11 protein-coding genes are annotated in these 11184 nt (G+C 71.8%); all 11 read left to right on the forward strand.

What is annotated here, in order from left to right; translation table 11 throughout:
- Positions 1-288: HNH endonuclease signature motif containing protein (locus ABZE72_RS12790; RefSeq protein ID WP_372729421.1), on the forward strand; the 288-nt coding region annotated here is incomplete at its 5' end.
- An 82-nt stretch (positions 289-370) separates the two neighbouring features.
- Complete coding sequence (locus tag ABZE72_RS12795) at positions 371-907, forward strand: GNAT family N-acetyltransferase (protein ID WP_372729422.1); 537 nt, start codon at positions 371-373, stop codon at positions 905-907.
- Between the two features lie 542 nt (positions 908-1449).
- A complete protein-coding gene (locus ABZE72_RS12800) occupies positions 1450-2118 on the forward strand; it encodes a lysophospholipid acyltransferase family protein (protein WP_372729423.1) in 669 nt (222 codons plus the stop codon).
- A gap of 132 nt (positions 2119-2250) precedes the next feature.
- On the forward strand, positions 2251-3186 hold the full coding sequence (locus ABZE72_RS12805) for a putative selenate ABC transporter substrate-binding protein (protein ID WP_372729424.1): 936 nt from the start codon (positions 2251-2253) through the stop codon (positions 3184-3186).
- Entirely contained in the window at positions 3183-3926 is a 744-nt protein-coding gene (locus ABZE72_RS12810) for a phosphonate ABC transporter ATP-binding protein (protein ID WP_372729425.1), read from the forward strand. Before ABZE72_RS12805 ends, ABZE72_RS12810 begins: the two co-directional genes overlap by 4 nt.
- On the forward strand, positions 3923-5716 hold the full coding sequence (locus ABZE72_RS12815; protein WP_372729426.1) for a PhnE/PtxC family ABC transporter permease: 1794 nt from the start codon (positions 3923-3925) through the stop codon (positions 5714-5716). Before ABZE72_RS12810 ends, ABZE72_RS12815 begins: the two co-directional genes overlap by 4 nt.
- Before the next feature lie 46 nt (positions 5717-5762).
- Positions 5763-6272 (forward strand): DoxX family protein, encoded by a 510-nt coding sequence (locus ABZE72_RS12820; RefSeq protein ID WP_372729427.1) that lies wholly within the window; start codon positions 5763-5765, stop codon positions 6270-6272.
- A complete protein-coding gene (locus tag ABZE72_RS12825; RefSeq protein ID WP_372729428.1) occupies positions 6269-6637 on the forward strand; it encodes a hypothetical protein in 369 nt (122 codons plus the stop codon). Before ABZE72_RS12820 ends, ABZE72_RS12825 begins: the two co-directional genes overlap by 4 nt.
- A gap of 98 nt (positions 6638-6735) precedes the next feature.
- The gene (locus tag ABZE72_RS12830) at positions 6736-8835 is read left to right on the forward strand and encodes a hydantoinase/oxoprolinase family protein (protein ID WP_372729429.1); all 2100 of its coding nucleotides are present in this window, start codon (positions 6736-6738) and stop codon (positions 8833-8835) included.
- Positions 8832-10772 (forward strand): hydantoinase B/oxoprolinase family protein, encoded by a 1941-nt coding sequence (locus tag ABZE72_RS12835; protein ID WP_372729430.1) that lies wholly within the window; start codon positions 8832-8834, stop codon positions 10770-10772. Before ABZE72_RS12830 ends, ABZE72_RS12835 begins: the two co-directional genes overlap by 4 nt.
- The coding region (locus ABZE72_RS12840; protein ID WP_372729431.1) for an SDR family oxidoreductase at positions 10772-11184 on the forward strand (413 nt) is incomplete at its 3' end. The genes ABZE72_RS12835 and ABZE72_RS12840, both read left to right, overlap by 1 nt.

Consider the following 11184-nt stretch of genomic DNA (forward strand, 5'->3'; position numbering starts at 1 on the left):
CTGTGGTGCACCAGGTCCGCCCGGTCCTGCGACAGCGACCACCTCCAGCCCTACAACGCCGGTGGAAGCACCGCCTCCGACAACATCGCGCCCTTGTGCAGACGACACCATCGGCTGAAGACCCACGGCCGCTGGCGCTACACCCGACTCGACCCGGGATCGTTCCTGTGGAACAGCCCGCACGGCTACACCTACCTCCGCGACCCCACCGGCACCACCGACGTCAGCCGAGATCGGCGACCACCCCCGGACCATCCACCCGAGCCCCTGCCGTACGGCAGACCCTGACCGCCCCACACCCCGCCGATCCACGATCCGCGGGGCAGAGGCACGTCGGCGCCACCAGCCGCCCAATGGCAGAGTCACGGCCATGACCGGGGGAGCGGCTCGGGACCGCGAGATCGTGCTGGAGACGGAGCGTCTGCTGCTCCGACAGTGGCAGGTCGGCGAGGCGACGATCCTGCGTGAGCTCTGGGCCGAGCGCGATCCCCGGGTGCCGCCCCACCGCCGCATCGACGCCGACGGACGCCCCACGGTGGAAGACCTCCAGGAGTCGATCCGCTCCCGCGACGCGATGTCGTTCGGGCTTCTCGCCGTCGCGCGGAAGGACGCCGGCGACCTCATCGGCTACTGCGGGCTCGTCGACAACGGTCGAGCCGGCACAGGAGAGCCCGCGCTGGCCTTCGAGCTGCTGCGCCGGGTCTGGAGCCAGGGCTACGCGACCGAGGCGGCGATGGCCGTGTGCGATGCGGCGAGGTCGGCAGGCCACGAACGCCTGTGGGCCACGGTGTGGGAGTGGAACACCGCGTCTCGGCGGGTGCTGGCCAAGATCGGGTTCACCGAGACCGAGCGACGAGAGGTCGACGCGGTCCACGGCACCACGCTGTTCGCCACCAGGCTGCTCTGAGCCCGACGGGTCAGCTCAATACTCACGACCGGAGGTTAAGGCCTCCCCCCGAACCAGGCCGCGACGACCTCGCCGACGCCGCCAGAGTTTCCACAGGAGTCTGTTCAACCTGTGCAGAACTCCCCAGATCCTGTGGAGAAGATCCGCCCTTCTGTGGGCGATCGAACCACTTTCGGTGGAACCACGGGAATGTTCCCGAAAACCCTTGTGCACCCTCGCCGAACGGGCGTAGAACTTCTCTCACGCAGTTCCTTCGGGAACAGCGGGATCGCTCGGAGACGAAGGTTCACACGGCGGGGCAACTCGCCGCAGCGGCAGGGTGACGAAGCCGCTGGAGCCGGAGTGGAGGAGCGGTCGATCGGAAGCGTCACCGGTACCGATCACCAGAAGGGCCGTTGCGACTCATACTCGCAACGGCCCTTCGCCTTTTCCCTACCCCGTGCGTCCGCCCCCGAATCACCGGTCTGCACAGATCGCGCGACCTCGTGGCCACGAGTCGGGGGCGCCTGCCATCTCCTGAGGATCTCGGCAAGACTGTCGTCGTGATCTACACCGTTGCCCATCGTGTGGTGCCGCCCGTGGTGCGAGCCATCTGGCGGCCCACGGTCATCGGCCTGGAGAACATCCCGCCGACCGGCGGGGTCATCCTGGCCAGCAACCACCTGAGCTTCGCCGACTCGGTGGTGATCCCGTGCGTGGTGCCCCGACGGGTCGCGTTCCTGGCGAAGTCCGACTACTTCACCGGGACCGGGATCAAGGGCGCGCTGACCCGTGGCTGGTTCGAGGCGCTCGGCATGCTGCCGGTGGACCGTGACGACCACAAGGCGGCGCTGGCCAGCCTGGACACCGCGCTCGAGGTGCTCGGGCGTGGGGAGGCCTTCGGCATCTATCCCGAGGGCACCCGCTCCCGCGACGGCCGGCTCTACCGCGGCCGCACCGGTGTCGCGCACCTCGCCCTGACCGCCGGCGTACCCGTCGTGCCCGTCGGCCTCGTGGGCACCGAGAAGCTTCAGCCGGTCGGATCCAACCGGCCTCGGATCGTGCCGGTCACGGTGTCGTTCGGCGAGCCGATCGACTTCACCGGCCGGTACGACGGTGTCCCCGCCGGGCGAGCCCGGCGCGAGGCGACCGACGAGATCATGACCGCGATCCAGCGGCTCTCCGGCCAGAGCGAGGCGGGCGTCTACAACGATCGAGCCCCGGACCTCTGAGGCCCCGGCCGACCGCAGCGCAGCCCTGTTGCGTTCCCGCCGGGGATGCCAAGGTGGACGGACACGGGGACGGAGGGATCGAGAGGTCTGGCTGGGCCCCGTGCCGACACGGTCGTGACGACAGGGGAACCCATGCAGCGCACGCTCATCTCTCGACGGACTCTCTTCGGTGGGACCGGGGCCGTCGCCGGCGCCCTGGCCCTCGCGGCCTGCGGGGGTGACTCCGGCTCGGAGTCGGCCGCGGGGGGCCGAGCCGGCACGCTCTCGCTCTCCGCGATCCCGGACCAGGACCCCGAGCTGCTCAACCGGCTCTACCCGGCGCTCGCTGACCGGTTCGCCGAGGCGATCGACGACCCGGTGAAGTACCGCCCCGTCACCGACTACACCGCGGTGGTCCGCGCCTTCGAGATCGGCGACGTCCACGTGGCCTGGATGGGCGGACTCACCGGAGTCCAGGCCCGCTCTCGCGTCCCCGGTGCGCACGCCCTGGTGCAGCGCGACATCGATGCCGAGTTCCACAGCCTCTTCATCGCCACCACCGCGGCCGGGATCGAGCCGTTCGACGACGTCAGCGGGTTGAGCGCCCTCGCCGGTCACACCCTGACCTTCGGCAGCGAGACCTCCACCTCGGGTCGGTTGATGCCCCAGTACTTCATGTCCGAGGGCGGCCTCGACGTCTCGGACCTGCGCGGCAAGCCTGGCTTCTCCGGCTCGCACGACGCGACGATCGAGGCGGTGGCCTCGGGCAGCTTCGAGGTCGGCGCGGTCAACGAGCAGGTCTGGAAGGCCGCCGTGGCAGCGGGGGAGGTGGACCTGTCCGACGTCGTGGTGCTCTGGCAGACGCCCGGCTACGCCGACTACCACTGGCTCTTCCGGCCCGACATCGACGAGCTCTTCGGCGAGGGCACCACCGACGCGATCGTCGAACTGCTGCTCTCGCTCGATGCCGACGACCCCGACGACGCGCAGATCCTGGACCTCTTCGGCGCGGCTTCGTTCGTGCCCACCACTGACGAGTCGTACGACCAGATCGAACAGGTGGCGAAGGAACAGGGCCTGCTCGCATGAGCCCGGCCGCCGCGATCCGGCTCGAGGGGGTGGGGCACTCCTACGGCGAGGTGGAGGCCCTCACCGGCCTCGACCTGACCGTGGCGGTCGGTGAACGGGTCGCCCTGCTCGGTCCCAGCGGCGCCGGCAAGAGCACGCTGCTCCGGCTGCTCAACGGCTCGCTCAGAGCGACCGCCGGCCGGGTGGTGGTCCTCGACGAGGAGCCCGCCCGGTTGGCGCCCCGAGACCTCCGGCGGCTCCAACGGCGGATCGGACTGATCCACCAGCAGCTCGACCTCGTCGAGCAGGTCCGCGTGGTGCACAACGTGAACGCCGGACGGCTGGGGCACTGGAACGTGCTCCAGGCCGTGGCCTCGCTGGTCTGGCCGCGCGAGCGGGAGGCGGCGCGCGCTGCCCTCGAGCAGGTCGGTCTGGGCTGGGCGCTCTACGAACGCACCGAACGGCTCTCCGGTGGCGAGCAGCAGCGGGTCGCGATCGCCCGACTCCTGCTCCAGGCGCCGGACCTGGTGCTCGCCGACGAGCCGGTGGCGAGCCTGGACCCGGCGCGCTCCGGGGAGGTCCTCGACCTGCTGCACACCGAGGCGGCCGACCACACCCTGGTGGTCAGCCTGCACCAGCCGGACCTCGCCCGCCGGCACTGCACGCGGGCCCTGGGTCTGCGCGACGGTCGGCTCGTCTTCGACGTCCCCAGCGCCGACCTGACCGAGCACCGCCTCGCGGACCTGTACGAACTGACATGAACGCCCCCGGGCTCGGCCCCGAGCTGATGGAGCGTGGCCACGCCCCGGCGTCGGACGGCGCCCACGCCACAGCCGGGCCCTCGGCCGGCGACCTGGCGGGGGGTGCCTCGGCCCGGCACCGGACCCGGGCCCGCGAGGTCGCCGCGCGCCGGCTGCTGGGACTCGCGCTGGTGCTGGTGCCCATCGGCTGGGCGGCCTGGCGGGCGCTCGCCGAGGGCGGAGCCCTGGTCAACGTGGGCGGGGCGAAGCTGCTGGGTCCGCTGCTGTCCCAGGCGCTGGCTCCGCGGCTGGACCCCGGCTTCCTGGCCGTGGTGCTCGACGCCGCGGCCACCACGGTGGTCTTCGCGGCGCTGGGCACGGCCGGTGCGCTGGTCGTCGGTGCGGTCGGCGGACTGGTGCTCAGCGACGTGGTCTGGTCGGCCCACCAGCCGGCCTGGTTCCGCCTCGTCCGGCTGGCCGTGCGGGGGCTGCTCGTCTCGATCCGTGCCATCCACGAGATCGTCTGGGCGCTGCTGTTCGTGAGCGTCCTGGGTCTGGACCCGCTCGTGGCCGTGCTCGCGATCGCCCTGCCCTTCGGCGCCCAGACCGCGCAGGTCTTCGGGGAGAGCCTCGACAACGCGCCCCGACGCAGTCTGCTCGCGTTGCGCGCCGCCGGGGCCCGCCCGGCCTCCGCGGTGGTCTACGGGCTGCTGCCGTCGGCGCGCGGCGTGCTCACGTCGTACTCCTTCTACCGCTTCGAGTGCGCGATCCGCTCGGCCGTGATCCTGGGTGTGGTCGGGGTCGGTGGGCTGGGGCAGGAGCTCGTCGTCAGCCTCCAGTCGCGCAACTGGGACGAGGTGTGGACGCTGATCGGCGCGGTCCTGGTGCTCTCCGCGATCGTCGACGGCTGGAGCAGCGTCGTACGACGCGACCTGGCGGTCGGCTCCTGCTCGGACTGGTCGGCCGGCAACCTGCGCGCCGACCGACACCGGTCCCGCCACGTCGCCGGCTGGTCGTTCCTGCTGGCCCTGCCGCTGCTGGTCGCGGCCTGGGTGGCCTCAGGCGTCTCCCTCTCCGGCCTGACCTCCGAGCGGACCCGTCGGCTCTCCGCCTCCCTGGCCGCGGACCTGTGGCCGCCCGCGCTCCCGCTGGGCGGGATGCCCGAGCTGACCGGTGCGGTGCTGGACACGGTGGCGATGGCGGTGCTGGCGATGGCGGTCGCCGTCGTGGTGACGGCGCTGGTGGGGCCGCTGGCGATGCGCCCCTCGGTCTCCTCCCGCACCGGCACCTCGGCCCCGGTCCGGCGCTCCGCCCGCCGCTTCGCTCGCTGGACGGGCTGGCTGGGGGCGCGGACGCTCCTGCTGGTGCTGCGGTCGATCCCGCCCACGGTCTGGGCCGTGGTGGCGCTGTTCGCGCTCTTCCCCGGCATCCTGCCCGGCGCGATCGCCCTGGGGCTCTACACCGGCGGCATCCTCGGTCGCCTGGTGGCCGAGGCCTGGGAGAGCCTGGACCGTCGACCCCTGGAGGCGCTCGTGGCGGCCGGGGTGCCGGGGTCGCTCGCCGGGCTCGTGGCGCTGGGGCCGTCCTCGGCGCACCACCTGATCACCTACACGCTCTACCGGTTCGAGATCTGCGTGCGCGACACCGCCGTGGTGGGCGTGGTCGGCGCCGCAGGACTCGGTCGACTGCTCAGCGAACAGCTGTCCGCGTTCCGCTTCCCGGTGGTGACGACCTTGCTCCTCGCCTCGCTGGCTGTCAGTCTGGCCAGTGAGGTCGTGGGGCGCCGACTGCGCAACGGGCTGCGGGCATGAGCGTGCAGCCGCTTCATGAGGAACCCGACGGAAGGCAGGCAGTGCAATGCACTTGACTCGACCCGATCCGGACGCCGTCCGGATCAACCCGTGGCTGCTCGGGATCTTCCGGGCCGGGGTGGCCCTGCTCTGGATCGAGAACGTCCAGTGGAAGCGTCCCCCCGACTTCGGCTCGCTGGAGAAGTTCACGACGTTCGCCGTCGACTACCCGGTGCTGGCTCCGTGGAGCTGGATCGTGGAGAACCTGGTGCTGCCGAACATGACCTTCTTCGGCTGGATCACGATCCTGACCGAGGCCTCGCTGGGGGCGTTCCTGCTGGTCGGGCTGCTGACCCGGTTCTGGGCGCTGGTCGGGATGGTGCAGACCGTCGCCATCACGCTCTCGGTGCTCAACGCACCGCACGAGTGGGAGTGGTCCTACTACCTGATGTTCCTGGCCCACCTGGGCCTGCTCGCCACCGCTGCCGGTCGCAGCGTCGGCCTGGACGGGCTGCTGCGCCCGGTCTGGCAGGCGTCGAGCAGCCGGCTCGCCCCGATCCTGTTGAGGTTGTCATGACCGAGAACCCTGTCGACCGGGCCGCGCTGCTGCTCGGTGCCCTCGCCGTGCTCAGCCCGGTCTTCGCGCTGAGCACTAGCTCCAACAACAACTTCGTGACCGTCCGCAACGGCGGCCTGATCGTCCTGGTGGTGCTGGGCCTGGTCGCCCTGGCGGGCGGTTGGCTCAGCCGGCCACCGGTCGTCCTGGCCGCCGGTGTCGGCTTCGGCCTGGCCGCGCTGCTCCAGCTCGTCCAGCTGGGCCGCTCCACCAACTGGCTCGACGGCAGCGGGTCGACGTTCGCGCTGCTGCTGGCCCTGGCCATCGGCCTGGTCACGGTCGGGCTCCTCGGACACCGGACCCGCGCGGAGCACCAGATGCTGTAGCCGGCCGAGGGCCGCTGGCACAGGCTGCCAACGAAGCCGGCGGTCGTCGGCACAATGTGCCGTGGCTGGGGGCGGGCAATGCCGATTGAATCGATCCCATGCCAGCCCCTGACGAGCGCCGGATCCGGATCGGGATCGACACCGGTGGCACCTTCACCGACGTCGTCGCCTTCGACGAGGACTCCGGCGAGGTGGTCACCACCAAGACGCCGTCCACCCCCAGCAACCCCGCCGACGGCTTCATGGCCGGGATCGACAAGGTGCTCGGTCTGCTCGGGCTCCCGGCGGGCAACGGGGAGGCGATCACGGCCGTCAGCCACGGCACCACCGTGGCCACCAACCAGCTGCTCGAGGGCAAGGTGGACCGGCTCGGGTTCATCACCACCGAGGGCTACGAGTCGATGCTCGAGATCGCCCGGCAGTCGGTGCCCGACGGGTACGGCAACTCCTACTTCTGGGTGAAGCCGTCGCGGATCGTCCCGCGTGACCTCGTCCGCGGGGTCGGGGGCCGTCTCGACTTCACCGGCGCCGAGGTGCGCCCCTTCGACGAGGAGTCAGCCCGGGCGGCCGCCCGCTGGTTCCGTGCGCAGGGCATCACCACCCTTGGCGTCTGCTTCCTGCACTCCTACGCCAACCCCGAGCACGAGGAGCGGATGCGCAGCGTGCTCGCCGAGGAGCACCCCGACGCGGTCGTCTCGCTCAGCAGTCAGGTGCTGCGCGAGTACCGCGAGTACGAGCGCGCGATGACCACGCTGGTCGACGCCGCGGTCAAGCCGCGGCTCTCGGCGTACGTCACGAACATCACGTCCCGGCTCAACGAGTACGCCGGTGAGCGCACCGTGCCGTTCTACGTGATGAAGTCGAACGGAGGCGTGCTCTCGGCCGACGAGGTCGTGCACCAGCCGATCACCACGGTGCTCTCCGGTCCCGCCGCCGGCGCGCTCGGAGCCGCGCTGATCGCCCAGGTCGCCGGGTTCGACAAGGTGCTGACCAGCGACGGTGGCGGCACCTCCACCGACGTCTCGGTCGTCATCGACGGCGAGCCCACCCTCACCACCGAGGGCAGCGTCGGCGCCTTCCCGTCCAAGATCCCGATGATCGACGTGGTCACCGTCGGGGCCGGCGGCGGCTCGATCGCCTGGCTCTCGCCCGAGGGCACGCTCAAGGTCGGGCCGCACTCGGCGGGCGCCGACCCCGGGCCGCTCTGCTACGGCAAGGGCGGCACGGACGTCACCATCACCGACGCCCACGTCTTCCTCGGCCGGATCCCCCCGCACCTGCTCGGCGGCGAGATCCCGCTGGACGTCGAGGCTGCCCGGGCCGGCATCGAGACGCTCGCCGACAAGCTCGGGATGACCCCGGAGGCCTGTGCTGCCGGCGTGCTGGAGATCTCCGCCTGGAACCAGGCCAACGCCCTGCGCCAGGTGACCGTCAAGCGCGGGCTCGACGTCCGTGACTTCACGCTCACCACCTTCGGCGGGTCCGGCTCGCTGCTGCTGTGCCGTCTGGTCGACGTGCTCGGGCTGCGCGCCGTGCTGGTCCCGCCGAACCCGGGCAACGTCTCGGCGTTCGGCCTGCTCACCGTGGACGTGAAGAACGACTACGTGCGCACCCACGTCACCCTGGCCGAGGCGTTGGACGCGGGCGTGGTCACCGCGATCTACGACGAGCTGACCGCGCAGGCCACCGAGGCACTCACCACGGAAGGTTTCGCCGACGAGCAGCACCAGTTCGTCCGGACCGCCGACCTGCGCTACTTCGGGCAGGCCTTCGAGGTCCGGGTCCCGGTGCCCGAGGGCCCGGTCGACGCCGATGTTCTCGACGCGGTGGCCGGCCGCTTCCACGCCGAGCACCGGGCGCTCTATGGCTACGACTTCGCCACCGATCACAGTCAGCAGGTCGAGTGGGTCAACCTGCGGGTCTCCGGGATCGGGCCGATCCAGCGTCCCGAGATCCGGCGCCGCGAGCGGGGGGCGGAGACCGGGGTCGTCCCGACCGGGCATCGCCGGGTCTGCTTCGACCCCGCCGTCGGGTACGTCAACACCCCGGTGCTGTGGCGCGACGACCTGGCGCCGGGGACCGAGATCTCGGGCCCGGCCATCATCGAGGAGTTCGGCTCCACGGTGCCGCTGCACCCGGGCTTCGCAGCCCGGATCGACGACTTCGGCAACATCATCGTGACGAGGAGCCAGGCGTGACCACGACCTCGCAGGAGTCCCGCCAGGCTCCCACCCAGTTCCCCTTCGGCCACCTGACCGCGGACGCCGGCGCCAGCGCCGACCCGGTCCTGGTGGAGATCGTCCAGGGCTCGTTGGCCAGCGTGGAGATGGAGGTCGAGACCGCGATCGGTCGGACCTCGCGCAGCCCGATGATCCGCGACGCGCACGACTTCCGGGCCGGCATCCACGACCGGTTGCTGCGCAAGCTGACCGGGCGCTCCTACTCGGCGCTGGTCCACCCGATCGCCCGGGACTTCCCGATCGAGGAGATGCGCGAGGGCGACGTCTTCTTCCACAACGACGTCTACCGCTCCGAGGGCGGGATCGGGCACCTGCCCGATCTCTGTGTGACGGTGCCGGTCTTCTCCGGCCCGGCCGACGCCCGGCGCGTGGTGGCCTTCGTGCAGGCCTTCGGCCACCACGACGACATCGGGGGAGCGGTCCCCGGCTCGATGCCCTCGAACGCGACCAGTGTGTTCGAGGAGGGGCTGATGGTCCCGCCGATCCGGCTCTGGGACGCGGGCGTCCCGAACCGCGCGGCGCTGGCGATCATGACCCGCAACTCCCGGATGCCGGAGTCGCTGGCCGCCGACCTGGACGCCGAGTGCTCGGCCTGCCTGATGGGCGCCCGCCGGCTCGGCGAGCTCTTCGACCGCTACGGGATCGAGACCGTCGAGTCCTGCTTCGACGCGATCATCGACCGCACGACCACGACGTACCGGCGCGAGATCCTGTCGCAGATCCCGGTCGGCGAGTGGGTCTGGGAGGACTACGCCGAGCACGACGGCGTCGACGAGCCCCAGCTGCACACCCAGCGGATCACGATGACCCGCACCGGCGCCGACGACCCGGACGGCGAGCGGCTGATCCTCGACTTCGGCGGCACCAGCCCGCAGGCCAAGGGGCCGATCAACCACTGCGGCGACTACTCCGACGGCGTCTTCCTGAAGAAGTGGCTCGCCCCGATCCTGCGCAACCTGGCCGCCGACCCCGAGCGGATGGCCGAGCTGGACGTGAACGAGGGCATCGTGCCGCTGATCGAGATGCGCTTCCCGCCGCCGGGCACGCTGCTCACCCCGATCTTCCCGGCGCCGACCAATGCCCGCACCTTCGTGATCCTGCGCCTGCTCGGGGTGCTCGCCGGCGTGGTGGCCAAGGCGGTCGACGGCCGGATGCCGGCCGACCAGGAGACGATCCGCTACACCGGCGTCTACGGCGAGGACCTCGAGGGCCGGCCGTACCTGATGCGCGAGGTGCTGGGCGGCGGCTCGGGCGGGCGCTACTACGCCGACGGCGAGGACACCATCCACGTCGTGCCCGACTCGCGGAACCTGCCGAGCGAGTTCACCGAGTCCCGCTTCCCGTTCCTGGTCGAGAGCCTGGGCCTCGCCATGGACTCCGGCGGTGCCGGTCAGTTCCGCGGCGGGCTGGGCTACGAGAAGCACGTCCGGATGCTCAAGGACGGCCACTTCATGTCGATCGCCGACCGCTCGATCCTGGCCTGCTGGGGCGTCAAGGGCGGCCTCGCCGGCAAGCCCTTCGAGGTCGTCATCGACCCCGGCGGCCCGAACGAGCGTGAGGTCGATGCGCTGGCGGACGCCGAGCCGGTCAAGGCCGGAGAGGTGATCCGGATCCGCACCACCGGCGGTGGCGGCTGGGGCAACCCCCTGGCCCGTGACCCGTCACTTGTGGTTCGTGACGTGGTGTGGCGCAAGGTCTCGCCCGAGGCCGCCCTCGCGTCGTACGGCGTGGTGCTGACCGGGTCGCTCGACGACGACTCGCTGGGCTTCGACGAGACGGCCACGCTCGCCGAGCGGGCCGGCCGCCCGGCCGCCTCCGAGGCGTTCTTCGACCGCGGGCCCGGCTACGCCCGGCTGGCCGGCGGACAGGCCTCCGCGGACGTCGACTGGCTCTGATGGCCGTGTCCGTCGGGGCTCGGGTGGCGGTGGTCGGCGGCCACGGCAAGACCGGCCGGGCGGTGGCGGCCGGTCTGCGCGCCCGGGGTGGCGAGCCGGTGCCGCTCGGTCGGGCCGACTGGCCGGACCTCGCCGGTGCCCTGGCCGGCTGCGACGCGGCGTACGTCATCGCACCGAACATGCACGCCGACGAGCCGGCCTACGTGCGGGACGTGCTGACCGCCGCCCGCGCAGCGGGTGTCGCGCGGCTGGTCCTGCACTCGGTGGCCGACCCGGAGGCGCCCGACCTGCCGCACCACGCCGGCAAGGCGCGCGCCGAACGGCTGGTGCGCGACTCCGAGGTCGCGTGGACGATCCTGCGCCCCGGCGTCTACCTGGCCAACATCGACCTGGCCCCTGACGACCTGGCCCC

It is taken from the genome of Nocardioides sp. (assembly GCF_041600255.1).
GTDB lineage: Bacteria > Actinomycetota > Actinomycetes > Propionibacteriales > Nocardioidaceae > Nocardioides.